This is a genomic window from Tatumella sp. JGM130 (assembly GCF_018257525.1).
Taxonomy (GTDB): Bacteria; Pseudomonadota; Gammaproteobacteria; order Enterobacterales; family Enterobacteriaceae; genus Tatumella; species Tatumella punctata.
The window spans coordinates 64486-90339 of record NZ_JAERJS010000007.1; the positions used below are offsets into that span (position 1 = coordinate 64486).

The 25854-nt window shown below is 52.3% G+C and carries 28 protein-coding genes; 14 read left to right on the forward strand and 14 right to left on the reverse strand.

The genetic code is table 11. The annotated features are described in order from the left end of the window. Nucleotides 1-3: 3 nt before the first annotated feature. From lptA to JK211_RS05235, 5 genes are read right to left on the reverse strand one after another with little or no spacing between them, the layout of a single operon-like run. Nucleotides 4-555, reverse strand: a complete 552-nt coding sequence (gene lptA / locus JK211_RS05215) for a lipopolysaccharide ABC transporter substrate-binding protein LptA (RefSeq protein WP_212707614.1) — start codon at nt 553-555, stop codon at nt 4-6. Next, complete coding sequence (gene lptC / locus JK211_RS05220) at nt 530-1102, reverse strand: LPS export ABC transporter periplasmic protein LptC (RefSeq protein WP_212707615.1); 573 nt, start codon at nt 1100-1102, stop codon at nt 530-532. The genes lptA and lptC overlap by 26 nt, the downstream gene beginning before the upstream one ends. Further along, nucleotides 1099-1662, reverse strand: coding sequence for a 3-deoxy-manno-octulosonate-8-phosphatase KdsC (gene kdsC / locus JK211_RS05225; RefSeq protein WP_212707616.1), 564 nt, complete (start codon nt 1660-1662; stop codon nt 1099-1101). The genes lptC and kdsC overlap by 4 nt, the downstream gene beginning before the upstream one ends. Before the next feature lie 13 nt (nt 1663-1675). Continuing rightward, nucleotides 1676-2662, reverse strand: coding sequence for an arabinose-5-phosphate isomerase KdsD (kdsD, locus tag JK211_RS05230; protein ID WP_212707617.1), 987 nt, complete (start codon nt 2660-2662; stop codon nt 1676-1678). A gap of 14 nt (nt 2663-2676) precedes the next feature. Further along, nucleotides 2677-3657: a calcium/sodium antiporter gene (locus tag JK211_RS05235; RefSeq protein WP_212707618.1), complete on the reverse strand. Its 981-nt coding sequence runs from the start codon at nt 3655-3657 to the stop codon at nt 2677-2679. Between the two features lie 226 nt (nt 3658-3883). On the opposite strand from JK211_RS05235, the gene mlaF reads away from it, so the two are divergent. The 7 genes from mlaF to murA all read left to right on the forward strand — a co-directional run bounded on the left by mlaF (nt 3884) and on the right by murA (nt 8712). Further along, the gene (mlaF, locus tag JK211_RS05240) at nt 3884-4699 is read left to right on the forward strand and encodes a phospholipid ABC transporter ATP-binding protein MlaF (RefSeq protein WP_212707619.1); all 816 of its coding nucleotides are present in this window, start codon (nt 3884-3886) and stop codon (nt 4697-4699) included. Between the two features lie 4 nt (nt 4700-4703). Next, entirely contained in the window at nt 4704-5486 is a 783-nt protein-coding gene (gene mlaE / locus JK211_RS05245) for a lipid asymmetry maintenance ABC transporter permease subunit MlaE (protein WP_212707620.1), read from the forward strand. Between the two features lie 4 nt (nt 5487-5490). Next, complete coding sequence (gene mlaD / locus JK211_RS05250) at nt 5491-6027, forward strand: outer membrane lipid asymmetry maintenance protein MlaD (RefSeq protein ID WP_212707621.1); 537 nt, start codon at nt 5491-5493, stop codon at nt 6025-6027. 12 nt (nt 6028-6039) lie between these two features. Then, the gene (mlaC, locus tag JK211_RS05255; protein ID WP_212707622.1) at nt 6040-6687 is read left to right on the forward strand and encodes a phospholipid-binding protein MlaC; all 648 of its coding nucleotides are present in this window, start codon (nt 6040-6042) and stop codon (nt 6685-6687) included. Continuing rightward, entirely contained in the window at nt 6687-6992 is a 306-nt protein-coding gene (gene mlaB, locus JK211_RS05260; RefSeq protein ID WP_212707623.1) for a lipid asymmetry maintenance protein MlaB, read from the forward strand. Before mlaC ends, mlaB begins: the two co-directional genes overlap by 1 nt. A 114-nt stretch (nt 6993-7106) precedes the next feature. Continuing rightward, complete coding sequence (gene ibaG, locus JK211_RS05265) at nt 7107-7361, forward strand: BolA family protein (protein ID WP_212707624.1); 255 nt, start codon at nt 7107-7109, stop codon at nt 7359-7361. A gap of 70 nt (nt 7362-7431) precedes the next feature. Beyond that, a complete protein-coding gene (gene murA / locus JK211_RS05270) occupies nt 7432-8712 on the forward strand; it encodes a UDP-N-acetylglucosamine 1-carboxyvinyltransferase (RefSeq protein WP_212707625.1) in 1281 nt (426 codons plus the stop codon). 68 nt (nt 8713-8780) lie between these two features. Here the strand turns inward: murA and JK211_RS05275 are convergent, their stop codons facing one another. Together JK211_RS05275 and ispB are read right to left on the reverse strand one after the other, a co-directional pair. After that, nucleotides 8781-9077 carry a helix-turn-helix domain-containing protein gene (locus JK211_RS05275; protein WP_212707626.1) on the reverse strand — a complete coding sequence of 99 codons (297 nt, stop codon included), beginning with the start codon at nt 9075-9077 and terminating at the stop codon, nt 8781-8783. 322 nt (nt 9078-9399) lie between these two features. Beyond that, nucleotides 9400-10371 (reverse strand): octaprenyl diphosphate synthase, encoded by a 972-nt coding sequence (ispB, locus tag JK211_RS05280; protein ID WP_212707627.1) that lies wholly within the window; start codon nt 10369-10371, stop codon nt 9400-9402. 341 nt (nt 10372-10712) lie between these two features. Between ispB and rplU the strand changes: the two genes are divergently transcribed. From rplU to cgtA, 3 genes are all read left to right on the forward strand, one after another. After that, nucleotides 10713-11024, forward strand: coding sequence for a 50S ribosomal protein L21 (rplU, locus tag JK211_RS05285; RefSeq protein WP_038016880.1), 312 nt, complete (start codon nt 10713-10715; stop codon nt 11022-11024). Between the two features lie 15 nt (nt 11025-11039). Then, nucleotides 11040-11297 (forward strand): 50S ribosomal protein L27, encoded by a 258-nt coding sequence (gene rpmA / locus JK211_RS05290; RefSeq protein ID WP_212707628.1) that lies wholly within the window; start codon nt 11040-11042, stop codon nt 11295-11297. Nucleotides 11298-11568: 271 nt separating this feature from the next. After that, complete coding sequence (gene cgtA, locus JK211_RS05295; RefSeq protein WP_212707629.1) at nt 11569-12747, forward strand: Obg family GTPase CgtA; 1179 nt, start codon at nt 11569-11571, stop codon at nt 12745-12747. A gap of 63 nt (nt 12748-12810) precedes the next feature. Here cgtA and JK211_RS05300 read toward each other — a convergent pair whose 3' ends face one another. The 5 genes from JK211_RS05300 to JK211_RS05320 are packed head-to-tail and all read right to left on the reverse strand — an operon-like array spanning nt 12811 to nt 17662. Continuing rightward, nucleotides 12811-13230 carry a hotdog fold thioesterase gene (locus tag JK211_RS05300; protein WP_212707630.1) on the reverse strand — a complete coding sequence of 140 codons (420 nt, stop codon included), beginning with the start codon at nt 13228-13230 and terminating at the stop codon, nt 12811-12813. Between the two features lie 4 nt (nt 13231-13234). Beyond that, a complete protein-coding gene (gene dhbA, locus JK211_RS05305; protein ID WP_212707631.1) occupies nt 13235-13993 on the reverse strand; it encodes a 2,3-dihydro-2,3-dihydroxybenzoate dehydrogenase in 759 nt (252 codons plus the stop codon). Continuing rightward, the gene (locus JK211_RS05310) at nt 13990-14841 is read right to left on the reverse strand and encodes an isochorismatase family protein (RefSeq protein ID WP_212707632.1); all 852 of its coding nucleotides are present in this window, start codon (nt 14839-14841) and stop codon (nt 13990-13992) included. The genes dhbA and JK211_RS05310 overlap by 4 nt, the downstream gene beginning before the upstream one ends. Before the next feature lie 29 nt (nt 14842-14870). Beyond that, on the reverse strand, nt 14871-16469 hold the full coding sequence (locus JK211_RS05315) for a (2,3-dihydroxybenzoyl)adenylate synthase (RefSeq protein WP_212707633.1): 1599 nt from the start codon (nt 16467-16469) through the stop codon (nt 14871-14873). Between the two features lie 11 nt (nt 16470-16480). Then, nucleotides 16481-17662: an isochorismate synthase gene (locus JK211_RS05320; RefSeq protein WP_212707634.1), complete on the reverse strand. Its 1182-nt coding sequence runs from the start codon at nt 17660-17662 to the stop codon at nt 16481-16483. A 197-nt stretch (nt 17663-17859) separates the two neighbouring features. On the opposite strand from JK211_RS05320, the gene fepB reads away from it, so the two are divergent. The 4 genes from fepB (at nt 17860) to JK211_RS05340 (ending at nt 21665) form a co-directional block, all read left to right on the forward strand. After that, on the forward strand, nt 17860-18786 hold the full coding sequence (gene fepB, locus JK211_RS05325; RefSeq protein WP_249213280.1) for a Fe2+-enterobactin ABC transporter substrate-binding protein: 927 nt from the start codon (nt 17860-17862) through the stop codon (nt 18784-18786). A gap of 100 nt (nt 18787-18886) precedes the next feature. Further along, nucleotides 18887-19879 (forward strand): Fe(3+)-siderophore ABC transporter permease, encoded by a 993-nt coding sequence (gene fepD, locus JK211_RS05330; RefSeq protein WP_212707636.1) that lies wholly within the window; start codon nt 18887-18889, stop codon nt 19877-19879. After that, a complete protein-coding gene (fepG, locus tag JK211_RS05335) occupies nt 19879-20862 on the forward strand; it encodes an iron-enterobactin ABC transporter permease (protein WP_212707637.1) in 984 nt (327 codons plus the stop codon). The genes fepD and fepG overlap by 1 nt, the downstream gene beginning before the upstream one ends. Continuing rightward, nucleotides 20859-21665 carry an ATP-binding cassette domain-containing protein gene (locus tag JK211_RS05340; protein ID WP_212707638.1) on the forward strand — a complete coding sequence of 269 codons (807 nt, stop codon included), beginning with the start codon at nt 20859-20861 and terminating at the stop codon, nt 21663-21665. Before fepG ends, JK211_RS05340 begins: the two co-directional genes overlap by 4 nt. 48 nt (nt 21666-21713) lie before the next feature. Here JK211_RS05340 and JK211_RS05345 read toward each other — a convergent pair whose 3' ends face one another. Continuing rightward, the gene (locus JK211_RS05345; RefSeq protein ID WP_212707639.1) at nt 21714-25640 is read right to left on the reverse strand and encodes an enterobactin synthase subunit F; all 3927 of its coding nucleotides are present in this window, start codon (nt 25638-25640) and stop codon (nt 21714-21716) included. Then, nucleotides 25633-25854: an MbtH family NRPS accessory protein gene (locus JK211_RS05350; RefSeq protein ID WP_212707640.1), complete on the reverse strand. Its 222-nt coding sequence runs from the start codon at nt 25852-25854 to the stop codon at nt 25633-25635. The genes JK211_RS05345 and JK211_RS05350 overlap by 8 nt, the downstream gene beginning before the upstream one ends.

A 25854-nucleotide genomic window follows, 5' to 3' on the forward strand; every position in this document is an offset into this window, starting at 1 on the left:
CGATTATTGACTCTGTTTAGGATGTGCGGTGGTGTTATTGTTCTGCAACTCAGAAGGCATCAGGGTTGTGGTGACCCGTTTCTGCTGCCCCTGGCTGTAGGCCTGCATTTTCTGTTCTTTCACCAGATAGGTAATTCGATCGCCTTTAATATTACTGTTCAGCTGTTCGATATAGGCATTACCGGTAAGTTCAACCAGGTCTTTTGCCAGGTCGTAATGCAGTTTGCTGGCGCGGCCTTTGACCGGTTTGCCGTTATCCTGCATCTGGTAGAAAGTTGCCGGGGAGCCGAAAGCATCGACCAGTGTCTTCTGACTGTCTCCGCCTGGCCGGGTGACTACGACTTTGTCCGCCGTAATTTTGATGGAGCCCTGAGTGATAATGACATTACCGGTGAACGTGGCGACATTGCCCTGCATATCCATAGACTGGTTTTCTGAGGTAATGTTTACGGGTTTATCCGAGTCACCAGTCAGAGCCAGCGCGGGCAGGCTACAGCTCAGGAGTGTTGCCAGCACCAGCAACCTGAAGCTATTTTTTTTGGTTTTGAATTTCATAATCGGTTTTGACCTTTTCAATTAATTCGGCGGTTTTGGCCCGTAAATTGCCACGTAATTTCATTCCGGTGGACTGGAACCCCTGACCATACAAGGTGACCTGGTCATCAGAGGTAACATCCTGAGTGACCAGATTCACCTGCGCATTATCTGTAATGATACGTTCAATCTTTGCATCTGCATTCAGGGCGTTAACTTCAACATGACCATAAAGATACAGCATCCGGTTTTTAGTTAATTTTGCTTTATCTGCTTTTACCGACCAGGCAGGGGCTTTTTGCTGATCGTAAGTGGTCATCACCGGATTATCGAACCAGCTGACCTGCGGGGTATCAAAATATGACACTTTGTCGGAATCGAGCTTATATGCCAGCCCGCCTTCCGGGTTGTAGGCCACAGTGTCAGAGGTAGCGATGGTATAGGTCGGACTCTGATCGTCCTGCACCACCGAAGAAGGCGGGGTATCCTGGTTTGTCAGGTTCCAGCCAATCAGTACTACCGCAATAATTGCCAGCAGAAGGGTAATCCAGCGCCTGCTTGTACTCATATTGATAACCCTTTGGCATCCTCAAATTTATTTTGTGCCATTAAAATAACATCACAAATCTCACGCACCGCACCACGTCCGCCATTAATACGGGTGACGTAATCGGCACGCTGAATTAACAACGGATGGGCATCAGCGACCGACACACTGAGTCCTGATCTTTCCATTACTGGCCAGTCAATCAGGTCATCCCCGATATAGGCAACCTGTTCCGGACTGAGGGACAGTTTATCCAGAAGGTCGGCAAAGGCCAAAAGCTTATCTGACTGGCCCTGATACAAATGTCTGATGCCGAGCGTCTGGCAGCGGTCTTCCAGAAGTCCGGCTTTTCTGCCGGTGATAATAGCAACTTCAACATTATTGGTTAACAGACAGCGAATACCATAGCCATCACGGACGTTAAATGCTTTCAGCTCTTCACCATTATTTCCCATATAAATCAGGCCATCAGACATTACCCCATCGACATCGCAAATCAGTAATTTTATTTTTTCAGCACTGGCCATGATCTGCGGGCTGACAGGCCCGTAGCATGTATCAATGGGGAGTTTATCTTTCATCTCGCTTTCCCTCTCAGACAACACCGGCACGCAACATATCGTGCATATGTATCACACCCACAAGACGATTGTTATCGGCAACCAGCAGTGAGGTTATGTTTTTGTTTTGCATTATATTTAATGCATCGACAGCCAGAATTGTCGCTGGCACGCGGATCCCGCCGGGTGTCATCACCTCAGCAATCGGGGTGGACTGGAAATTAATATCCATATCAATGACCCGCCGCAGGTCACCATCTGTAAAAATACCGGCAATGGTCATATCGTCTTCCGTAATCACTGTCATACCCAGTTTTTTGCGGGTAATTTCCAGTAAGGCATCGCGCAGGGTCGCATGGCGCGACACACAGGGGATTTCGTCTCCTGAATGCATCACATCACTGACATGCAATAACAGTTTACGCCCCAGAGCTCCGCCGGGATGAGACAACGCAAAATCTTCGGCGGTAAAGCCCCTGGCTTCCAGCAACGCGACGGCCAGGGCATCACCCATCACCAGGGTGGCGGTAGTGCTGGTCGTCGGGGCCAGCCCTAGCGGACAGGCTTCCTCAGGAACTTTGACTGTCAGGTGCAAATCGGCTGCTTTTCCCATCGCACTTTCCGGCCTGCTGCTGATACAAATCAGGGTGATATTGAGGCGCTTAATCACCGGGATCAGTGCCAGAATTTCATGTGACTCACCACTATTGGAAATAGCAATCACCACATCGTCACGGCCGACCATCCCCAGGTCACCGTGACTGGCTTCGGCCGGATGAACGAAGAAAGACGGGGTCCCGGTACTGGCAAAGGTGGCAGCCATTTTGCGGGCAATATGGCCCGACTTGCCCATCCCCATCACGACGACTTTTCCCTGGCACTGGTATAGTATTTCACAGGCACGGGAAAAGTCTGCATTAATGTATTGTTCCAGTTGCGCAAGACCTTCACGCTCGATACGCAGAACTTTCCTGCCTGCTTCCTTAAAATCAAAACCGGTAGTGGGTGATTGATCAGACATTTCAGCGCGTCCTTTTAAAAATCATTAATCATCGGGCAAAACCAGAGTATGGCGACCCAGATAAAAAATCCGCAGAGTAAAACAGCGCCGGTCAGCCTGCCGATAGTCCGGTTTTTCTTCAGGCAAATCAACGCAAAAACAGTACTGACGCCCAGCATAATCCAGTAATCACGGGAGAATGCATTGCTGTCGATACTGCCGGGAGAGACTAATGCCGGCAGCCCTAAGACAATCGCGGTATTATAAATGTTAGCACCCAACAGGTTGCCGACGGCAATATCCCCTTCACCTTTCAGAGTACCGGCAATAACGGTGGCAAGCTCGGGCAGGCTGGTACCGATGGAGATAAAAATTAATGCCATCACTAATTCACTGATCCCCAGATAATCGCCGACCACTGTCGCATTATCGAGGATCATCCCTGTTGCGACCGGTAATAATACCAGAGCGACCCCAAGCCAGAGGAAAGCGACTGTATTACCGGCATCTTCGCCGGGTAATTCTGCGACCTGTTCGCGTGTCAGCTGGTCTCCGGTGGATGCCTGAGTTTTGCCCGCGATACGGAGAATACCCCACAGATAAACCACTGCCATGACTAACAGGCAGGCACCTTCGGTGCGGGTCAGCATATTATCGGCTAATAATAACCCGCTGAGTAATGTGACCAGTAACATCAGTGGCAGTTCACGGCGCAGCAGAGCAGAGTGTATTTTCAGAGGATGGAGTAATGCGGCACCGCCGAGGATCAATAATATATTAGTGATATTTGACCCGAGAGCGATCCCCACGGCAAAATCCCGCTGACCATGCTGTGCGGCGGACAGTGAAAGTATGATTTCCGGTAATGAGGTGCCGATACCGACGACAGTCATCCCGATTATCAGGGGCGGGATCCCCAGCGTCCGGCAAAGAATAGATGCGCTAAAAACAAGACGGTCTGCGCCATAGGCCAGCAACAGTAAGCCGAGAACCAGCAGAACAATAGCGACAAGCATGGGAATTCCTTTGCCAAAAGCCCGTAATACAGCCTGACTGCATCACAGTAAAAAGTAAGATCAACAGTAAACAAACGATGATTTTGACTGCCGAAACGTGAAAAGTAAATTTTATGACGGAATTACACAAAAACAGCCTGTAATTTTCTGTAAAAATGACAAGATGCCCTTCTCCGTACTGGCATCATAGATAACTAAAATTCCCGGTCACCTGTGAGGGGTTAACATGGTCCAGCAACAAAAAGGTTTGGTTGAAATCCGGGGAATGAGCTTTTCCCGCGGATCCCGAAAAATCTTTGATGACATTTCTTTAACGGTGCCTGAAGGAAAAATTACTGCCATTATGGGGCCTTCCGGTATCGGTAAAACCACCTTATTACGTCTTATCGGTGGTCAGTTACAGCCGGATAACGGAGATATTTTCTTTCATAATGAAAATATTCCTAGCCTGTCACGTAGTAAGCTGTATGAAGTCCGCAAGAAAATGAGCATGCTGTTTCAGTCAGGGGCACTCTTCACGGATTTAAGTGTATATGAGAATGTGGCCTGGCCATTGCGGGAACACACCTCTCTGCCGCCGGCACTTCTGCACAGTACCGTGATGATGAAACTGGAAGCTGTCGGGTTACGGGGGGCAGAAAAACTGACTCCGGCTGAACTGTCCGGGGGCATGGCGAGGCGTGTTGCCCTGGCCCGTGCTATTGCTCTTGAGCCGGAACTGATTATGTTCGATGAACCATTTGTCGGTCAGGACCCTATTACTATGGGGGTGTTGGTGAAGCTGATTGATGAACTTAATCATGCTCTGGGGCTGACCTGTATTGTGGTTTCCCATGATGTACCTGAAGTTCTCAGTATTGCGGATTATGCTTATATCGTGGCGGGCCAGCATGTGATTGCCCAGGGAGACGCGGCAGAGTTACGGAAAAATACGGATCCACGTGTTCGGCAGTTTATTGATGGTCATGCGGATGGCCCGGTACCTTTCAGGTATCCGGCCGGTGATTATCTCACCGATTTGCTTAGCCCCGGGAGACATTAAATTCATGTTGTTGAAAGCATTAGCATCATTAGGGCGCTGGGGGATCCAAAGCTGTGCGTCATTCGGACGTGCAGGCGTCATGTTGTTCCATGCCCTGGTGGGGAAACCGGAATTTGCAAAACACAGTCGGCTGGTGGTGAAACAACTCTATAGTGTCGGTGTGCTTTCTCTGTTGATCATCCTGGTATCGGGCCTGTTTATTGGCATGGTGCTGGGGTTACAGGGATACCTGGTCTTGCAAACCTACGGCGCGGAAACCAGTCTCGGTATGCTGGTCGCGTTATCGTTATTACGTGAGCTGGGACCGGTGGTGACGGCGTTATTATTTGCCGGCCGGGCCGGTTCAGCACTGACCGCCGAAGTCGGGCTGATGAAAGCGACCGAACAGCTGTCGAGTATGGAGATGATGGCTGTCGATCCTCTGAGACGGGTAGTGGCACCCCGGTTCTGGGCCGGGGTCATCAGCATGCCGTTGCTGGCGATTATGTTTACGGCGGTAGGGATTGCCGGTGGCGCACTGGTCGGTGTCAGCTGGAAGGGCATTGATGCGGGGTTCTTCTGGTCGGCGATGCAGAGTGCCGTCGATTTCCGTATGGATATTGTTAACTGTGTCATCAAGAGTATTGTTTTCGCGATCGCCGTTTCATGGATAGCACTCTTCAATGGCTATGATGCGGTGCCGACTTCTGAAGGTATCAGTCGTGCGACGACACGAACCGTAGTTCATTCGTCTCTTGCCATCCTTGGGTTAGATTTTGTGCTGACAGCACTGATGTTTGGGAATTAACGCAATGCAAAGTAAAAAAAGTGAAATCTGGGTAGGTATTTTCCTGTTACTGGCGCTGGCCGCGGCGCTGTTTCTTTGTCTGCGTGTCGCTGACCTTAAATCTTTTGGTACCGAGCCGACATGGAAACTGTATGCCACTTTCGACAATATCGGCGGTCTGAAGGTCAGCTCTCCGGTAAAAATTGGCGGGGTAGTTATCGGTCGTGTCACCAATATTTCTCTGGACGACAGTACATTATCCCCGAAAGTTACCATGGCGATTGATGATGCTTATGCCGGAAAAATCCCTGACACCAGTTCGCTGGCTATCCGTACCCAGGGCCTGCTGGGGGAACAATTTCTGGCGCTTAATCTGGGCTTTAATGACCCGGATTTAGGATCTTCGATCCTGAAAAATGGCGATACTTTACGTGATACCAAATCAGCCATCGTACTTGAGGACCTGATCGGCCAGTTCCTGTATAAAAACGGCAACAGTAGTAGTGATAAGAGTTCACCGGCAGGTGCTGACAGTTCGTCTGCAGCAGTACCGGCCCATTAAGAGGATAAGTTTATGTTATTTAAGCGTTTAATTATGGCAGCATTGCTGGTTATTCTGCCTGTTGCGGCATCACAGGCAGCAGATTCTGTCGATCAGAGTAATCCTTACACACTGATGAATCAGGCTGCGGCGAAAACCTTTACCCGTCTGAAAAATGACCAGGCAAAAATCAAACAAAATCCTGACTATCTGCGTGATGTGGTACGTGAAGAGCTGATGCCTTATGTCCAGGTAAAATATGCCGGTGCATTAGTGCTGGGACGTTTCTACAATGAAGCAACCCCTGCACAGCGCGATGCGTATTACAAAGCATTTGGTGATTATCTGGCACAGGCTTACGGGCAGGCGCTGGCGATGTATCACGGTCAGACTTATCAAATCGAGCCGGCACAGCCGCTGGGTAATGCCAATATTGTCGCTATCCGCGTCACTATCATTGACCCGAATGGACGTCCTCCGGTTCGTCTGGATTTCCAATGGCGTAAAAATACCCGTACCGGTGCCTGGCAGGCCTACGATATGGTGGCAGAAGGTATCAGTATGATCACCACTAAGCAGAATGAGTGGGGTGATCTGTTACGGACTCAGGGTATTGACGGATTAACCGCGCGGTTAAAAACCTATGCAGCACAGCCGATTACTCTGGGTCAGCAAAACTGATGAATGCTGAACTCCACTGGCAGCAACAGGCTGCTTCGCTGCGGCTGACCGGAAAACTGGATCATGAAACTTTGCTGCCGTTGTGGGAACAACGCGATACGGTAATGCAGGGGATCAGTGACATTGATCTTTCCGGTCTGGAGCGGGTCGACTCATCCGGACTGGCACTGCTGATCCATTTGCAGGATATTGTCCGCCGCCACGGAGCAGTGCTGACATTCACGGGGATATCTGACAAATTACAGTCATTAATCACTCTGTATAATCTGCAACATATTATTGTTTCTTCTCAGGAAACCCCCTGACCTCAGCCTTTTCCCTCTCAGGCCCCCGGCAGTCACGGGGGCTTTTGTGTATTTAAGATAATGCCACTTTCTAATAAGATATGGGCTGATTATTATTATCGGAAGCTAAAAGCAATGGAAAATAATGAGATTCAGGCAGTCCTGATGCAGGCACTGTCGCTGGACGAAGTACATGTCAGTGGTGATGGCAGCCATTTCCAGGTGATCGCCGTCAGTGATATTTTTGAAACCATGAGCCGTGTGAAAAAGCAACAGACCGTCTATGCTCCGCTGATGGAGTATATCGCGGATAACCGTATTCACGCGGTATCAATTAAGACCTATAGCCCGGCTGAATGGGCCCGGGATCGTAAACTGAGCGGCTTTTGAGCCTGTTAGTCAGGTAAACGCAGGCCGGCAGGTCAGTACCTTTTATAAATGCTAATTGAGATCGGTGTTAATGGATAAATTTCGAGTGCAGGGTCCGACCCGCTTAAGTGGTGAAGTTACCATTTCCGGAGCAAAAAATGCAGCGCTGCCGATTCTGTTCGCAGCTTTACTGGCTGAAGAACCAGTAGAAATCAACAATGTCCCTGAATTGCGTGACATTGATACGACCATGAAATTACTGGGTCAGCTGGGTGTGAAAGCCACACGTAATGGCGCTGTTCATCTGGATGCCAGCGAGGTTAATATTTTCTGTGCTCCTTATGACCTGGTAAAAACCATGCGTGCCTCAATCTGGGCTTTGGGTCCGCTGGTGGCTCGTTTTGGTCAGGGTCAGGTCTCTTTGCCTGGTGGCTGTGCGATTGGTGCCCGTCCGGTCGACCTGCACATCAGCGGACTGGAACAGCTGGGTGCTGAGATCAGACTGGAAGAGGGCTATGTTAAAGCCTCTGTCGAAGGCCGCCTGAAAGGCGCGCATATTGTCATGGATAAAGTCAGTGTCGGCGCGACAGTGACAATTATGACTGCCGCGACCCTGGCGACCGGTACCACCGTGATCGAAAATGCTGCCCGTGAGCCGGAAATTGCCGATACTGCCGGTTTCCTGAATGCCATTGGCGCAAAAATCAGTGGTGCCGGTACCGACAGAATCACCATTGAAGGGGTTGAACGTCTGGGGGGAGGCAGTTATGAAGTAGTTCCTGACCGTATCGAAACCGGCACCTTCCTGGTCGCGGCGGCCATTTCCGGCGGTAAAGTGATTTGCCACAAAACCCGTCCGGACACCATGGATGCGGTACTGGCAAAATTACGGGAAGCCGGTGCGGATATCGCTACCGGTGAGGACTGGATCAGTCTCGATATGCACGGACGTCGTCCGAAAGCGGTGAATATTCGTACTGCACCGCATCCCGGTTTTCCGACGGATATGCAGGCCCAGTTTACCCTGCTCAATCTGGTTGCCGAAGGCACCGGAGTCATTACTGAAACCATTTTTGAAAACCGTTTTATGCACATCCCTGAACTGATTCGGATGGGTGCCCATGCTGAGATTGAAAGTAATACCGCGATTTGTCACGGTACGGATAAACTTTCCGGTGCCCAGGTGATGGCAACAGATTTACGTGCCTCAGCGAGTCTGGTGCTGGCGGGCTGTATCGCCGAAGGTGAAACCCTCGTTGACCGTATTTATCATATTGATCGTGGCTACGAACGTATAGAAGATAAACTGCGTGCGCTGGGTGCAAATATCGAGCGTGTACGCGGCGAAGAAGACGCTTCTCAGGCTGAATAATCCGTTACCGGACCATCAGCTACAAGGCCTGTTGCTTATGCACAGGCCTTTTTTATCGCCGCAGAAAATTACGCTGGCGGGAGATGCGGTTGCTGATTACGTGGCAGACGACGCATCAGTTTTTCTCTGTCCAGTAATTCATGGGTTACCGGATGGTAATAACGGCTGGGCCAGATTTCGGCAGGATGGATGTCAATTGCTTTGGCTATCAGCCATTCGCCTTTAGGCCATGGGCGGGATAAGGCATTAGCCAGTGTTGAAGAACTGAGTCCGGCATTTCGCGAGACAGCGGCCAGAGAGGTACCTTTCTTTCTCAGGGCAGCAATAATATCGGCAGTATGCCAATCCTTTTTCAGCGTATTCATCTTATTCTCCTTTTCAGATGCCGGTAATACTCTCCGGGATATCACACCATTTAACGCGATAAAATTACATTGTTTATGGCAACAGATATAGCAAAAAACGACCAATTATTTCATAAAAATTATCTAAAAAGCGCTAAATTACTACGGTGGTCGCAAATATGAAGAAAAGAACGCTGAAATCATCCGAAAATCAGGCGTCAGGGATCACAGGCAAAGCAGGGTAAGAAAGGATGGAGGCAATATGGGCTTATCGCCGGATCGTTATCCGGCGATATAACACAGAAGGATCCGGCTGCAGAAAAGAGTGATCCGTCGGGGGAGATCAGTGATCGCGCTGTACTGACATGTGTGCCAGAGATTCTAACGCTTCGCGCCACGGGCTGGCAGGCAGCACCTGTAATGCGCGAATCGCCTTATCGGCTTCGGCTTCAGCACGTTGACGGGTCCAGTTTAAGGAACCACATTGCTGCATGGCCTCCTGTACCTGATCTAACAGATGCCGGCCATTACCTTGCTCGATCGCCTGACGGATCATGGCAGATTGTTCAGGAGTACCATGTTGCATCGCATGTAATAATGGCAGGGTAGGTTTCCCTTCACTCAGGTCGTCGCCGACATTTTTACCCAGGGCGATATTGTCAGTACTGTAGTCGAGTAAATCATCGATCAGCTGAAAGGCTGTACCAATATAACGGCCGTAATCGCGCAATGCCTGTTCCTGTCCGGCGGTGGCATCAGCCAGAATTGCAGACGTCTGGGCCGCAGCTTCAAATAAGCGCGCCGTTTTACTGTAAATCACCCGCATATAGCTTTCTTCGGTAATATCCGGATCGTTACAGTTCATTAGCTGCAGAACTTCGCCTTCGGAGATCACATTCACCGCTTCAGACATCAGTGCAAGGATCTTTAACGATCCCAGGCTGGTCATCATCTGAAAAGCACGGGTGTAAATAAAATCGCCGACCAGTACGCTGGCAGCATTACCGAAAGTCGCATTCGCAGTCGCTTTACCACGGCGCATATCTGATTCGTCCACCACATCATCGTGCAGCAGGGTAGCGGTATGGATAAATTCAATCAGTGCTGCGTTCAGCACATGCTGGTCGCCCTGATAATTAAGTGCTCTTGCTGACAGCACTGCAATCATCGGACGAATACGTTTGCCGCCGCCGCTGACGATGTAATGGCCCAGTTGGCTGATAAGCGCAACATCGGAATCAAGCTGGTCAAGAATGGTCTGATTGACGGCCGCCATATCAGCGGAGGTGATTTCTGTAATTTGTTCTAAGTTCATACGTCTGTTCAGTTTTGACTCGGTTTTAGCCATCATATGGCCGTTTAAACAGGAGTGTCCAGATAGTTTGTATCGGCGTATATCTGAATAAATTTCTCTGTCGGCAGTAGCGGCAGCTCCCGGCAAGATCAACAAACGCCAGTGAACTACGAATGAAGCCTATTGTACTGGAAATTTGGTTACAGGAAACACCCGGCTGTGCCCTGTGTTTTTTTTCTGCAATACCCTGCAAAGGAGACTTGTCTTCTGCCTGATATTTGCGTAGAATTCGCGCCCTATTGTGAATATTTATAGCGCCGCCTGATTTAATCATAAGGGCTAGCGCAGAAGCGGAGTTTTATATGTACGCGGTTTTCCAAAGTGGTGGCAAACAACACCGAGTTAGCGAAGGTCAGACCGTTCGCCTGGAAAAGCTTGATATCGCAACCGGTGAAACTATTGAGTTTGACCAGGTTCTGATGATTGCCAACGGCGAAGAAGTTACCATTGGTGCTCCACTGGTTTCAGGTGGTGTTATCAAAGCTGAAGTCGTGGCTCATGGTCGTGGTGAGAAAATTAAAATTGTTAAGTTTCGTCGCCGTAAACACTATCGTAAGCAGCAGGGTCACCGTCAGTGGTTCACTGATGTGAAGATCACTGGCATCAGCGCTTAACAGGAGATTTGACAAATGGCTCATAAAAAGGCTGGCGGCTCCACACGTAACGGTCGCGATTCCAACGCAAAACGTCTGGGCGTTAAACGCTTCGGCGGCGAAACTGTACTGGCAGGCAGCATCATCGTTCGTCAGCGCGGAACCAAATTCCATGCAGGCAACAACGTAGGTTGTGGTCGTGACCACACCCTGTTTGCAACTGCAACTGGTCAGATCAAATTCGAAGTTAAAGGCCCGGACAACCGTAAATACGTCAGCATCGTTGCTGAGTAAGGTTGAAAGGTCCTGACAGTATAATCACTGTCTGACTTAACGAATTAAAGCCCCGCAGCTTGTGCGGGGCTTTTTACATTCTGCTGTCATACCCACACTAAATCCCCGCGTACCTCAGCAGAATGCTGTACACTGGACAGATAAAATACTGAATACTGATATCACTGGCATCCATGCCGGTATTATCCGCCGCCGGTCAGCAGAGTCGACCCTGGCGGGCCCGTTTGCAGGACCGTTGTCTGTGCAGGCGAAAGAGTGACGGAGAAGAGAAATGAAGTTTGTTGATGAAGCGACAATTCTGGTGGTCGCAGGCGATGGCGGTAATGGCTGTGTCAGCTTCCGCCGCGAAAAATATATTCCGCGGGGCGGTCCTGATGGTGGTGACGGTGGCGATGGCGGTGATGTCTGGCTGCTGGCTGACGAAAACCTGAATACCCTGATTGATTACCGCTTCGAAAAAGCCTTCCGCGCCGAACGTGGCCAGAATGGCCAGAGCCGTGACTGTACCGGCAAACGTGGTAAAGATGTCATTGTTAAAGTCCCGGTCGGTACCCGTATTATCGACCAGGATACAGGCGAAACCATGGGTGATATGACTCGCCATGAACAGCGTCTGATGGTCGCGAAAGGCGGCTGGCATGGCCTGGGTAACACCCGCTTTAAATCTTCTGTTAACCGTACACCGCGTCAGAAAACCATGGGTACCGAAGGCGAAAAGCGTGACTTGTTACTGGAGCTGATGCTACTGGCAGATGTCGGTATGCTGGGTCTGCCAAATGCCGGTAAATCAACCTTTATCCGTGCCGTTTCTGCGGCTAAACCCAAAGTCGCTGACTATCCGTTTACCACTCTGGTTCCCAGCCTGGGTGTGGTGCGTATGGATCATGAGCAGAGTTTTGTCGTGGCAGATATTCCGGGACTGATCGAAGGTGCTGCGGACGGCGCCGGTTTAGGGATCCGTTTCCTTAAACACCTTGAACGCTGCCGGGTATTATTACACCTGATCGATCTGGCACCGATCGATGAATCTGATCCGGTAGAGAACGCGCGTATTATTCTGGCTGAGCTGGAAAAATATAGCGATAAGTTATACCAGAAGCCACGCTGGCTGGTATTTAACAAAACCGATCTGCTGGATAAACAGGAAGCTGAAAGCCGTGCTAAAGCCGTTGCCGAAGCACTGGGCTGGGATGATAAGTATTATCTGATTTCTGCGGCCAGCCGTGATGGCGTGAATGCGCTGTGCTGGGACGTGATGAGCTTTATTAACGCGAACCCGAAAGAAGCAGAGAAAGAAGAGCAGAAGCCGGAGAAAGTCGAGTTTATGTGGGACGACTATCACCGTGAAACGCTGGAAAATAATGCTCAGCCAGCAGAAGAAGAAGATGACGATTGGGATGACTGGGACGAAGATGATGATGAAGGTGTGGAGATCATCTATCAGCGTTGATCCTTAAGGATCTTAACCCCTTTTCAGTCATAGCCGGAGCAAGACTCCGGCTTTTTTGTACCTTTAGCCTAACACCGACACTGTCAGCCTGGCAGTACAGCACAGCTTACCTTTACTGTTACGGATCTCGGTCTGCCAGACTTGTAACTGTGCACCAATATGCAGCGGATGACAGTTTGCATACACCAGTCCTTGTGAAACGGCGCGATGGTGGCTGGCATTGACTTCAATACCGACGACGCTTTTCCCTTCTTCGGTGGCGAGATAAGCCGCCACTGAGCCCATCGACTCGGCCAGAACCACCGATGCCCCGCCATGTAATAATCCGAATGGCTGCCGGGTCCGCGGGTCAACAGGCATTGTCGCTTCCAGATGCTGTTCACCGATAACGGTAAACTCGATCCCTAAGTGGCTGACCAGACACTGTTGTCCGAGGGCGTTCAGTTCATCCGGAGTCATTATCCGCTTCCAGAACCGTGACATATTCTCAGGCCCCCAGGGTGGCTCCGCCATCGACGACGATATCCTGTAATACCACATGACTGGCCTTATCGGAGGCCAGGAACAGAATCGTATCGGCTATTTCCTGTGGCCGGGCGATCTTCTTCAATGGGATCCCCAGCTTAAACTGCTCCGGAAAGCCATCAATAGTCTGCTGCTCGGCCTGTGGCGTTTTCCACAGACTGCGCTGCATTTCTGTGTCAGTTGAACCCGGAGAGACGATATTACAGCGCACGCCATAAGGTGCCATTTCCAGACCCACCGTCAGACATAAACTGCGTAATGCCGCTTTAGATGCTCCATAAGCGGACATCCCCAGCCGCGGCGCATGGGCAGAATTAGAGGCTACTGTGACTATCGCGCCCCGCTGTTGTTTGCGGAATACAGGTAATGTCTGCTGAAACAGGTTAAATGCGCCGCCGGCATTAACGCTGAGACACTGTTGCCAGTTTTCAAACGAAATCTCATCTGTTGCACCGGTCCGCAGGATCCCGGCAGCGTTGATCAATATATCCAGTTGTGGCTGTTGATGAAGTAATGCCTGGCAGGTTTGTCTGACCTGTACCGGATCGGCGACGTTCAGTAGCTGGCAGGTAAACGGGTAGTTGTGCTGATCAAATTTAATATCAAAAGCCGTCACCGTGGCACCAGCCTGGTGAAAAGCCAGCGCGGTATGATAACCAATCCCCTGGCCCGCACCGGTTACCCAGACCTGTTTCCCCTGAAATTCCGGTGAGTGGCTCATTGCTGTTCTCCTGCCAGTAATCTCCACCAGCCATCAATAGATGCATTTCTGGCCAGAGCCACAAAATCAATCTCCGGGCGTGCCATTCGCCAGCGTGCAGCCAGTGCCATAACTCTCACGGAGTCCAGGCCGTAGTCTGTCAGGTTCTCATCATCTTCCGGCTGATCGTCATCCTCAAGTAAAGGTAACACCATAGCCCGTAAGGCGGCTTTACTTTCCGGCAATAAAATAAGCTCATTACAGGTAACCACTTTTCCGCAGCGGCCGGCAGTATATTTCAGCGCCATCAGATGTTCTTCCCGGCTGAAGTCCGCCAGTGCATCGGCTACCATAAAGGGTTTTATATTACGCATAAAGGCATCTGTTGCTGTCGTCAGGCAGCCAATATGGGCATATACCCCGGTAATTATCAGCTGATCCCGCCCGGCATTTTTCAGTTGCTGTTCAAGATCTGCACGGTGGAAAGCGCTGTACCGCCATTTGGTCAGCACCTTGTCGTGTTCGCCAGGGGTCAGTGCATCAGTAACTTGCTGTTGTTCAGGATGACGGTTTAAGCCGGGTCCCCACATATCATTCAGCAACGCGCGATCTTCATCACTTTGCTGATCTGGTTGCGCGGTATAAAACACCGGGATCCCGAGGGCATAGCATTGGGCACGTAAACGGGCAATATTGTCCACTACCTGATGAATTAACGGGCTGTCACTGGCCCAGAAATTCAGGAAATAGTTCTGCATATCATGGATTAACAATGCTGCCCGTGCGGGTTCAAATACCCACTGTACTTTATTGTCGGGAAGTTCATCTGCGGCAGGCAGAGCATAGGATTCAAGTTTAGGGATACTCATGGTAACTCCATTGTCCGGTCGTCATTGGGTTATTTGGGCTGCTGGTTCAGCCATTCACGCAGGGCTTTTTTATCCACTTTCCCGACATGGGTTAAGGGCAGTGTGTCCTGCTGTACTATCCGGTCAGGCAGTTTAAATTCGGCGATACCCTGTTCACGCAGATGACGACGTAAATGTGCCGGTTTAACCGGTTGAGTCGCGACAATAAATGCGCAACTTTTCTCTCCCATCAGTTCATCATTCATTGATACCAGAGCAGCATGAATAATCTCCGGGTGACGTTGCAGCAGATTCTCTATCTCTTCGGCTGCGATCTTCTCACCTCCGCGGTTAATCTGATCTTTTTCCCGTCCCTGAACTTTGATGTTTCCTTCTGCGGTGATCTCAATCAGGTCGCCGGAACAGTAAAAGCCTTCGGCATCAAAGCAGGTCGCATTGTGAGCCGGGTTATTGAAATAGCCGCGGAATGTATAAGGCCCGCGTGTCAGCAGGCGGCCGGTAGTCCCCGGCGGTAACAGCCTGCCGTTCTCATCAGCCACCCGCACCTCGTCATCTTCAGACATTGGTCGTCCCTGGGTCGAAACAATAACCTCTTCGGGATCGTCGAGCCGTGTATAGTTCACCAGCCCTTCGGCCATGCCAAATACCTGTTGCAGCTGGCAGCCGATATCAGAAATTATCCGTCGTGCCAGAGATTCACTGAGCCGCGCCCCGCCGACCTGTAACACTTTTAAACAGCGAAGCTGCCGGGCATTTCCCTGATCACTGATCGATTGCAGCCACAGACTGACCGCCGGAGGAACCAGCGCGGTCATGGTGATCTGATGTTTCTCTATCAGCGGAAAGCATTGTGTGGCACTGGGGTCAGATGCCATTACCACGAAACCACCGGCATAAAATACCCCCAGACAGCCCGGAGAACTCATCGGGTAATTATGTGCAGCGGGCAGGGCGCACAGGTAGCGGGTATCCGCGTCGACGGCACAGATATCGTTGCTGGCACGGATACTGTAGTAGTAGTCATTATGGGTACGCGGGATCAGTTTCGGTGTACCGGTACTGCCGCCGGATAACTGGAAAAAAGCGACTTCATCTGCCGCAGTGGGATCAGCAACAAAATGCTCGCCGGGGGTGGTCAGCCAGTCCGTCAGACAGTTATCACCGGTGAGAGCATGGTGCATGACCACGGTTTTCAGTGACGGAACCTGTTGTATAAACTGGTCATCAGCAAACAGACCATGCCGGCGGTCAGCGATTAACAGTGCCGGGGAAATCTGTTCGGCGTAAGACAGTAATTCACTGCGCTGATGGCTGTACAGGGCATTGACCGGAGCCACGCCCAGTTTCAGGAGCGCAAAAAATACCAGGTAAAACTCGCAGTTATTACCCAGCTGTACTAAAGCGGTATCACCTTTCCTGAGTCCGGCCTGTTGCAGTTTTGCTGCCAGACGCGAACTGTAAAGTGCCAGCTGGCGGTAGCTCAGGCGGCTGTCATTATCAATGATGGCGATAGCATCATTATTCTGCTGGCGGTCTGAGATATCACTGAGTGGCCGATCCAGCCAGTACCCTTTACTGCGGTAACGGCTGGCCAGCGCGTCGGGCCAGCGGGTATAAGGGATAGTCATGGGAGTTACCTTTATTGGTCAAGCCCGAAAGCTTTCAGCATTGTTGTCAGTTTAACGCCGGTTTCCTGCCATTCAGCCTCCGGCACTGAAGCCGGTACAATGCCTGCCCCGGCAAACAGGGTGATGTCCTGCTTGTCTACCGTTGCACAGCGGATAGTGACGGCCCATTCACCATTTCCCTGGTCATCGCACCAGCCCACCATCCCGCCAAATAACTGGCGGTCAAAAGGTTCCAGCTGCCGGATTAATGTCAGTGCCTGAGTATGGGGGAAACCACTCAGGGCTGGGGTCGGGTGCAGCAATGCCGCCAGTTCAAGCGCATTTTGCTGCCGGTGGCTGACGGTTCCGTGGATCCGGGTCGCCAGATGCCATAATGTTCCGGTGGTCACCAGTTCCGGTACCGAGGGTACCGACAGTGTCTCGCTTACCGGTTGCAGCGTATTGCGCATCGCATCGGTGACCAGCCGGTGTTCATGGCGGTCCTTTTCTGAATTCATCAGCGTCTGGCCTGACTGCTGATCTGCGGCAGCCTCCGGATAACGGCGTGCTGACCCGGCCAGCGGGCAGGACCAGAAGTCAGTGCCTGCTTTTCTGAGCAACAATTCCGGACTGGCACCCAGTAACGCTGCGCCCGAAGACAGGGGGACATGGAAGTGATAATTATCCGGGTTTTGCTGCACAATCTGTGACATCAGAAGCTGCAGATCCGGTGGCTGCTGGCAGCGGGTCGTCAGTAACCGTGACAGAACGACTTTATCCAGTTCACCGCGTGCCATGGCCCGGACTGCTGAGGCGACCATTGCTGTAAATACGCTTTTTTCCGGTATCTGACGGGCAGGTAATGCTTCAATCCCGCCCCGTGGCGTGGTCTCAGTCACAGCGTTAAGCTGTCGACGATGGAAGAATGTACTTTGTTGCGGAATATACAATTCTGAAGGCTGGCGGGTATCAAAGGGGATAGCCCCGACAACCACCGGTCGCGTAATCCCGGCGGCCCGGGCATCCCTGAACGCCGTATCCAGCTGTTGTGCGATAAGAGACGGTGCGGAGGAGGTGGCGGATAACGGGCCAGACAAACGCCGGAAGCAACCCCGGGTAATCAGGCTTTTCCAGCCTGAGGTAAACAGAAAACGGCCTTGTAAGGAGGGAAATTCCTCAAAACAGGGATTTTCAACCTGTTCCTTTTCTACCATAATCGAGTCCTGGAATGATAAAATATCTAATAATGATTATCATTTGTATTGTTTCGTGTAACCTAACCGGATCCTTATAATGTGTCAATGAAATCGTCCTTTACAGGTGAAAATCCGCAGGAAATACGACAATCTCAATCAGTCAACCCCGGGGCTAAGCAATGAAAACAGTATGGTCAGGTTACAGAAGATGGTTAATGGTGCTTTTACTGCCTTTAAGCATACAGGTCAGCGCGATGGATGGCTGGCCGAGACAAATCAAGGCTGAAAACGGCACAGTCACTCTTCAGCAGCCACCTGAGCGTATTGTCTCCACCAGCGTGACTCTGACCGGATCACTGCTGGCGATTGATGCTCCGGTAGTCGGGAGTGGTGCCGGGGCCCCGGGCAGTCGTTTTACCGATGCTCAGGGTTTTTTCCGCCAATGGGGAGATATTGCCCGGCAGCGGAAGGTTAAACCCTTATATATCGGTGAGCCCAATATCGAAAGTATTGCCAGTGAAGCACCGGATCTGATTCTGGTCAGTGCGACAGGAAATGACAGTGCTCTGCGCATGGTCAGCCAGTTATCGGCGATTGCCCCTGTGCTGGTAGTGAATTATGACGATAAAAGCTGGCAGCAACTGGTGACTGTGCTGGGGCAGGTGACCGGTCATGAGGCTCAGGCAGCACAGAAAGTTGCAGAATTTGATCAGCGGGAAAAAGCATTAAAACCCGGGTTACGCCTGCCACCACAGCCAGTCTCTGCCATGGTGTGGAATGGCGGCGGACGTGAAGTCAATCTGTGGACCCGTGAGTCAGCCCAGGGAAAACTGCTGGAACAACTTGGATTTAGCCTGGCGATACCGCCATCCTCTGTCACCGGTAACGTTAGTATGGGGCAGCGTAAAGATATTATTCAGTTATCAGGGGAAAACCTGGCCACGGGGCTGGACGGTAAAAGCTGGCTGTTATTCGCCAGTACTGACAGCACGGTTCCTTCAGTGCTCAGTGACCCGTTTCTCTCACAGACAGAAGCGGTCAGCAATAAAAACGTCTATGGGATGGGGGCTGACAATTTCCGACTGGATTATTATAGTGCCAGCCATCTGCTGACGACCCTGCAAAAACTCTTTGCAGATTAAGCCCCCGTAACCGGGGACAGCCGGTATTTCTCTGTTGCTGACGGTATATTCATTTCCTGCGGGCAGCGAGTATTTTAGTGCGATGAAGGTTCTGAGAGTGATGCGCCAACCGTATTTGCTGATATTGCTGTTACTGTTGTTTATTTTGCTGACCACCCTGAGTCTGATGGCCGGGGCGAAGCTGATCCCGGTGACGGAAAGCTGGCAGGCGCTGGTATCGTCAGGCCCCTGTAGCTCTCAGGACTGTACGATTATCCGTTTTGCAAGACTCCCCCGGACTCTGGCCGGAATTGCCGCCGGTATTTCGCTGGGGGTGGCCGGGGTACTGATGCAAACGCTGACCCGTAACCCGCTGGCCGACCCCGGTCTGCTTGGTATTAACTCCGGTGCGTCTTTTGCCATTGTTCTGGGTATTGCCCTGACCGGGGCTGATACCCCGCAGGCCTGGCTTGGCTTTGCCTTTGGCGGTGCAGTGTTTGCCTTACTGATCGTCGCCCTGACAGGGGCGGCGGCTGGCGGCCGTGTTAATCCGGTCCGGCTGACTCTGGCCGGGGTTGCCCTGGCAGCGGTACTGGAAGGCATCACTAACGGGTTCTCACTGATGAATCCTGATATCTATGATCATCTGCGTTTCTGGCTCAGTGGCTCGCTGGATATCCGTCAGTTCTCTTCTCTGGCCGTTGTTACCCCGGCCATTGTTGTGGCTGTATTACTGGCCTTATTACTTAGTAAATCCCTGAATAATCTCAGTATGGGGGGAGATATGGCAACCACTCTCGGCACCCGGGTGCTGGGTACCCAGCTGAGTGGTCTGCTGGCGGTGGCTCTGCTGGCCGGTTCAGCCACGGCACTGACCGGGCCGATAGCCTTCGTCGGCCTGATTGCGCCTCATCTGGGCCGCTTACTGGCAGGTGCCGATCACCGCCGTTTGTTACCGGTCACGCTGTTACTGACACCTTGTCTGTTGCTGTCAGCCGATATCGCCGGGCGGTTTATGGCTGCCGGAGAACTGCGGGTGTCGATTGTGACAGCATTTATCGGCGCGCCGGTATTGATCTTTCTGATCCGTCGTCAGCCCGCGGGAGGTTTCTGATGGCTGGCCGGACCCTGACAGTATTACTCTGTTTACTGGCCGTTATGATTGCTGTCAGTGTGCTGTCCCTGAGCCGCGGCACTCTGGTACTGAGCAGTAGCCAGCTTTGGCAAGTACTGAATGGCAGTGCACCACGGGCTGTTACGATGATAGTGATGGACTGGCGATTACCGCGGGTAGTGACTGCACTGTTGACCGGTGCCGCACTGGCTCTCAGCGGTGCAATATTTCAGTCACTGTTACGTAATCCGCTTGGCAGTCCGGATGTTCTGGGGTTTAACACCGGCGCATTTTCGGCCGTCTTGCTGGTGATGGTATTTTTACCGGGACAGCCTGCTGTTCTGGCGCTGGCGGCGCTGGCTGGCGGACTGATCACGGCAGTTTTGGTCTATATATTCTCCTGGCGGCGGGGAGTGGATACTTTCCGGCTGATTATTGTCGGCATTGGTGTCCGTGCCTTACTGATGTCTCTGAATAGCTGGCTTATCACTTCAGCTTCACTGGATACGGCATTATCCGCCGGATTATGGAGTGCCGGTTCACTGAATGGCATCAGCTGGCACAGCCTGCCACCGGTTGCCCTGATCCTGTTACTGGCCAGTGTCGCGACCGGATTACTGGCCAGACGTATGCGTTTACTGGAGATGGGGGATGATATGGCAGCTGCGCTGGGGGTTCCGGTTGAGCGCAGCAGGATGCTGTTAATGCTGACGGGAGTCATACTGACCGCGGTATCGACGGCGCTGATTGGTCCGGTTTCTTTTATCGCGCTGGTGGCCCCGCAAATTGCCAGCCGCTTATGCCGTAACGGACACTCCCGGCTGACCGCCAGTGCTTTCTGTGGGGCGATTTTATTGCTGGCAGCAGACTATATTGCCAGCCATCTGTTTGTTCCGTATCAGCTGCCGGTGGGAGTGGTCACGGTGAGTCTGGGCGGGATTTACTTAATGAGTTTACTGGTCAGAGAGGCCCGTCGTAAATGACTGACAGACAATCACCGCTGCTGGGACAGCATCTGACACTCGGTTACGATAACAAGATTGTTGCCCGCGATCTATCCGTGGCTATCCCCCGGGGGGAAGTGACCGTGATTATTGGCCCCAATGCCTGTGGTAAGTCGACCCTGTTGCGGACGATGAGCCGGTTACTGACACCGGTTGCTGGCCATATTGTGCTGAACGGTGCCGATATCAACAGCTATCCGACAAAAGAGGTTGCCAGACGGCTGGGGTTGCTGCCCCAGTCACCGGATGCGCCGGCCGGAATTACGGTCCGTGAACTGGTTTCCCGCGGGCGTTATCCCCATCAGCATCTGTTTGGCCGCTGGCGCGGTGAAGACACCCGTGCAGTCGATGATGCAATGCAGGCTACCCGGGTCGGTCACCTGGCCGGACAAACGGTGGATACTCTGTCGGGAGGACAGCGGCAGCGGGTGTGGATCGCCATGGTACTGGCGCAGCAGACACCGTTGCTGTTGCTGGATGAACCGACCACCTGGCTGGATATAACCCATCAGATCGAACTGATGGAATTAATCCGGGATCTTAACCGGCAACACGGACGCACCCTGGTAGTGGTCTTACATGAACTGAATCATGCCTGTCGTTATGCAACGCACCTGATTGCGATGCGTGATGGTCAGATTATTGCGGAAGGCAAACCCTGCGATATTGTGACCCCGGCGCTGATTGAGCAGGTTTACGGGCTGAAATGTATGATAATCAGTGATCCGGTAGCAGGGACACCGATGATTGTACCGCTGGGCAGAGAACAACCGTCCGTATAACCTGCTGTACCATGCCGGACGATACAATCTTCGTCCGGCATGAACAGTTTATGGTGCAGATGCTTTCAGATACTGATTGATGGCCGGGCCAAGCCGGGTGAATACCTTGTCAGAAAGAATCGCTGAATGAGCGCAGTTCAGCGGAACAATCTGTAATTGCGGGAGATACGGCGCCCAGCATTGCCGGGCATCCATGCCTGGCTGGCGGGTTTTTTCTGCCAGAAACATAACTGCATTACCGCCAAATTTCGCACTGCCAGCCGTTGTGAGTAAGCGTACTGCGCTGGCATAGTTAGCGCTGATAACATCAAACATTTCTGACATTTCTTCGCCTGCCATTGTGCGCTGGCTTTGCATAAACTGCTCTCGCTCACGGTCAACTTCGGCCAGCACTTCCGGATCCAACACATTTTTTCCCTGGCGTTCGTCCCAGTTCTGGGTTTCCGGCGGCCAGGTATCCAGCAGTCCGAGGAAAGCTACCTGCTCACCGGCCGCTTCCAGCCTGGCGGCCACCCCCTGAGCAAGTGTGCCACCCAGTGAATAACCGAGCAGATAATACGGCCCATGGGGCTGGCGCTGGCGGAGGCGTTGTAAATGTGCTTCGCAGACCTCATCAATATGCTGACTATTATTCAGAACCCCTTGTACGGCAGGGGACTGTATACCGGTGATTTGCCAGTGCGGGTCCAGATAACGTCGCAGGATACTGAATTGCCAGGCAAATCCGGAGGCCGGGTGGAAACAGAAAAGTTCTGGTCCGCCAGCTTCGCGTAACGGCAGCAGGTCAGAGAAACCCGCAGCCTCTGTGGTATTTTCTGTCGGCGCGGTCAGCAGCCTGGCAAGAGCTTCAACACCCGGAGCGATCATAATTTGTCCGACGGTCACGGGGATCGCTAAAACCTGGCGTAACCGTGCGGCAAGACGCATCGCCAGCAGTGAATGCCCCCCCAGAGCAAAGAAATCATCGCTGGCATAAACCTGGTCACAACCGAGTATGGCGGCGAACTCTGTCGCCAGTGTGCTTTCCAGTCCCGGCTCAGGCAAACGCTGTATTTTTCCGGCACCGGTCTCCGGCAGGGGTAAGGCTTTTCGATCCAGCTTGCCATTACTGCTCAGCGGGAAATCGTCCACCTGCATAATCACTATCGGTACCATATGGGCCGGCAAATGTGCTGACAACTCTGCACGCAGTTGTTCGCTGTCTGTCGGCTGATCGCTGATGACGTAAGAAATAAGCTGGCGGGCATCTTCCCAGCCCGCTTCGCTGCCATGACGGGGGGGCTGTAAAACACGCGCCACTGTAACTGCCTGACGTATACCTGCCAGTCCCTGTAGTAGATGATCTATTTCGGTCAGTTCGATGCGCTGGCCACGAATTTTCAGTTGATCGTCATTACGGCCGAGGTACTCGATAGCCCCTTTTTCCAGTCGTCGGACGACATCTCCGGTACGATACATACGTTCGCCATGTTTGCCGGGCAGTGCGACAAACCGGGTCGCTGTCAGTCCCGGACGGCCGAGGTAGCCCTCAGCCAGTTGTACACCGCTCAGCCATAGCTCCCCGGCAATACCCGGAGGTACCGGCTGCAGTCTGTTATCCAGAATATGCAGACCCGTATTCCATACGGGAAAACCTATAGGTACGCTGTTGCCAGTGACCGCCGCCAGGGCGTCCCCAAAAGCAGGATACCCGCTGACGTCGACCGCCGCTTCCGTCGGGCCATATAAGTTGTGCAGTTCCGTGCCGCATAAAGTCTGCCACTGGCGGGCAAGAGAAGCCGGTAAGGCTTCGCCGCTGCAAAATACTCTGCGCAGTTGTTTTCCTGTCTGCGCCGCTGTTTCACTGTCCAGTGACGCAGTAAATGCTGCCAGCATGGAGGGGACAAAATGGAGCACAGTGACCTGATAGTCGAGAATTAACTGCAGTAAAATATCCGGTTCGCGGTGTGATTCCGGCGGAGCCATCATCAGCCGGGCCCCGGTGATCAGCGGCCAGAAGAATTCCCAGACAGAGACATCAAAACTGGCCGGTGTTTTTTGCAGCACCACATCACTGGCTGCCAGTGCATAGTGGTTTTGCATCCATAACAGGCGGTTGACTATTGCCTGATGGCCGACCAGTACGCCTTTTGGCCTGCCGGTTGAACCGGAGGTATAGATCAGATAAGCCCCGTCGCCGGGAGCGGGTTCTGTTGCTTTAAGGGGGACGGTTAAAGCAGGTAATAAAGACTGATAGTGATACCTGGCGACATCAGTGATCGCCTGAAAGCGTGCTGCCAGCCCGGCCTCAGTGATCAGCAGTTTCGGACCGGCATCTTCCAGCATTAGTTGCAGCCGGTCATCAGGATAACCCGTATCGAGTGGCAGCCAGATGGCCCCCAACCGGACAATGGCCTGCAGGGCCAGCGACAGATACACGGAACGGGGCAGGGCAACTGCCACAATATCGCCGTGTCTGACACCCGCCGCCAGCAGTTGCTGTGCCAGAGCCAGCACCTGCTGGTGCATTTCCCGGTAATCCAGCTGGCGGTGAATATCAGCCAGAGCAATCGCCTGCGGAGTGGATTGTGCCTGCTGTGCCAGCAGACTGTACAGTGTTTCTGCCGGTAAGCTGTGGTCTGTCTGGTTAATTTCAGCGATTTGCTGCTGTTCATGGCGGTTCAGTATGAGGGCTTCTGAACATTTAAGGCCGGCAGAGCGGCCGAATTGTTCAGCCAGCAGCGGCAGACGTTCCAGGTGTTCCTGTAATTGTCCGGCATCGTAACGTTCGGCATTCGCCAGTAATTCAACGGTCAGCTCACCGTTTTCGCCGGGATAAAGGGCTATTTCCAGGTCACGTACCGGTCCGGAAGCCAGATGGCGGGTTTCAGCCGGCAGCCCGTTAAAACACAGCTGATAATCGAACATTTTTACATTAATGACCGGACCGTACAGCGGATCATTATCCCCGTGCCTGCCTGCATCACGCATTACCTGTTCGGCATCATAGCGCTGGTGGCGGCGGTTGCGTTTTACTTCTTTTGTCAGACGGTTTGCCAGCTCAGTCAGAGTCAGGTCCGGATCATAGTCCACCGCCATCGGCAGTACATTGATTACCGGGCCGGTGGCGCATAATGCCGCAGACCCCAGCCGGCGCATAAAAATAAATCCGCAGCTGAAAGGTTGCTGGCCGGTCAGACGGGCCAGCCAGACCGCGATCAGCGCGATGGCTCCGTCTGTCAGAGTCAGCTGTTTCGCTGCCAGTTGTCCGGTAACTGGCTGTAATTCAGCGGCAGATAATGTCAGATGATGGCGCAACAGACGGGTCGCCGGAATTTGTCCGGCCAGCGGCTGTTCTGACAGAGTGACTGCCGGTGGCAGCGCTGCCACTTTCTCCTGCCAGTAGCCTGCATCCCGTTGCCATGCTACGGATTGCCGGTAGTCAAGATATTCACTCACTACTTCGCTGAACGGTATAAAAGGTGAAGGTCCGGCGGGGGCTGACTGACAACAGGCGGTATAGATGTCGGCGATACGTTTGGTCAGAGCGGTAAAACTAAAGCCGTCGATAGCAATATGATGATAACGCTGGTACCAGCGCCAGTGGTGATCCGCGACCTGTAATATCAGATGACGATACAGTGGTTTACCTGCAGCGAGTCGCAGATCACTGTGCAGATCCTGTTGTATCAGAGTATCAGCCGCCAGATACGGATCAGTCTGTTGCCGGAGATCGATATATTCAGGAGCAATCAGTGGCGCATTACCCTGGCCCTGTACTGCCTCCCCCTCGGTTTCCCGGAATACCATATGCAGAGTATCAGCTTCGGTCAGTCCGAGCTTAATTGCGGTGATTAAATGTGCCAGGGAAATATGCCCTGTCAGTTCGACAACGTGGGCAACCGCGTAAGCATTGCTGTGAGGTGACAGCTGATCTGCCATCCAGATACCCGGTTGTGCTGCGATCAGAGGCAGCCAGTTTACTTGCTCAGACATAACGACTTCCGGTATTCGGTGACTCTTCGGGACGGATATCCGTCCAGTGTGTTTCCAGCCACAGCAGGCATTGTTCCTGAGGCTGAGGGCCAGACACCGGCTGCCAGCCCGCGGGAATGGCCAGAAATGCGGGCCAGAAGCTGTACTGACCGGCATGATTTTTCAGGATAAAACCGTAAACATCAGGCTGATCAAAGGGATGAAGATTCTCCAT

Bases quoted from the DNA above. Each gene is read 5' to 3' on its own strand.
- lptA (WP_212707614.1), bottom strand. From the start codon at position 555: ATGAAATTCAAAACCAAAAAAAATAGCTTCAGGTTGCTGGTGCTGGCA.
- lptC (WP_212707615.1), bottom strand. From the start codon at position 1,102: ATGAGTACAAGCAGGCGCTGGATTACCCTTCTGCTGGCAATTATTGCG.
- kdsC (WP_212707616.1), bottom strand. From the start codon at position 1,662: ATGAAAGATAAACTCCCCATTGATACATGCTACGGGCCTGTCAGCCCG.
- kdsD (WP_212707617.1), bottom strand. From the start codon at position 2,662: ATGTCTGATCAATCACCCACTACCGGTTTTGATTTTAAGGAAGCAGGC.
- JK211_RS05235 (WP_212707618.1), bottom strand. From the start codon at position 3,657: ATGCTTGTCGCTATTGTTCTGCTGGTTCTCGGCTTACTGTTGCTGGCC.
- mlaF (WP_212707619.1), top strand. From the start codon at position 3,884: ATGGTCCAGCAACAAAAAGGTTTGGTTGAAATCCGGGGAATGAGCTTT.
- mlaE (WP_212707620.1), top strand. From the start codon at position 4,704: ATGTTGTTGAAAGCATTAGCATCATTAGGGCGCTGGGGGATCCAAAGC.
- mlaD (WP_212707621.1), top strand. From the start codon at position 5,491: ATGCAAAGTAAAAAAAGTGAAATCTGGGTAGGTATTTTCCTGTTACTG.
- mlaC (WP_212707622.1), top strand. From the start codon at position 6,040: ATGTTATTTAAGCGTTTAATTATGGCAGCATTGCTGGTTATTCTGCCT.
- mlaB (WP_212707623.1), top strand. From the start codon at position 6,687: ATGAATGCTGAACTCCACTGGCAGCAACAGGCTGCTTCGCTGCGGCTG.
- ibaG (WP_212707624.1), top strand. From the start codon at position 7,107: ATGGAAAATAATGAGATTCAGGCAGTCCTGATGCAGGCACTGTCGCTG.
- murA (WP_212707625.1), top strand. From the start codon at position 7,432: ATGGATAAATTTCGAGTGCAGGGTCCGACCCGCTTAAGTGGTGAAGTT.
- JK211_RS05275 (WP_212707626.1), bottom strand. From the start codon at position 9,077: ATGAATACGCTGAAAAAGGATTGGCATACTGCCGATATTATTGCTGCC.
- ispB (WP_212707627.1), bottom strand. From the start codon at position 10,371: ATGAACTTAGAACAAATTACAGAAATCACCTCCGCTGATATGGCGGCC.
- rplU (WP_038016880.1), top strand. From the start codon at position 10,713: ATGTACGCGGTTTTCCAAAGTGGTGGCAAACAACACCGAGTTAGCGAA.
- rpmA (WP_212707628.1), top strand. From the start codon at position 11,040: ATGGCTCATAAAAAGGCTGGCGGCTCCACACGTAACGGTCGCGATTCC.
- cgtA (WP_212707629.1), top strand. From the start codon at position 11,569: ATGAAGTTTGTTGATGAAGCGACAATTCTGGTGGTCGCAGGCGATGGC.
- JK211_RS05300 (WP_212707630.1), bottom strand. From the start codon at position 13,230: ATGTCACGGTTCTGGAAGCGGATAATGACTCCGGATGAACTGAACGCC.
- dhbA (WP_212707631.1), bottom strand. From the start codon at position 13,993: ATGAGCCACTCACCGGAATTTCAGGGGAAACAGGTCTGGGTAACCGGT.
- JK211_RS05310 (WP_212707632.1), bottom strand. From the start codon at position 14,841: ATGAGTATCCCTAAACTTGAATCCTATGCTCTGCCTGCCGCAGATGAA.
- JK211_RS05315 (WP_212707633.1), bottom strand. From the start codon at position 16,469: ATGACTATCCCTTATACCCGCTGGCCCGACGCGCTGGCCAGCCGTTAC.
- JK211_RS05320 (WP_212707634.1), bottom strand. From the start codon at position 17,662: ATGGTAGAAAAGGAACAGGTTGAAAATCCCTGTTTTGAGGAATTTCCC.
- fepB (WP_249213280.1), top strand. From the start codon at position 17,860: ATGGTGCTTTTACTGCCTTTAAGCATACAGGTCAGCGCGATGGATGGC.
- fepD (WP_212707636.1), top strand. From the start codon at position 18,887: ATGCGCCAACCGTATTTGCTGATATTGCTGTTACTGTTGTTTATTTTG.
- fepG (WP_212707637.1), top strand. From the start codon at position 19,879: ATGGCTGGCCGGACCCTGACAGTATTACTCTGTTTACTGGCCGTTATG.
- JK211_RS05340 (WP_212707638.1), top strand. From the start codon at position 20,859: ATGACTGACAGACAATCACCGCTGCTGGGACAGCATCTGACACTCGGT.
- JK211_RS05345 (WP_212707639.1), bottom strand. From the start codon at position 25,640: ATGTCTGAGCAAGTAAACTGGCTGCCTCTGATCGCAGCACAACCGGGT.
- JK211_RS05350 (WP_212707640.1), bottom strand. From the start codon at position 25,854: ATGGAGAATCTTCATCCCTTTGATCAGCCTGATGTTTACGGTTTTATC.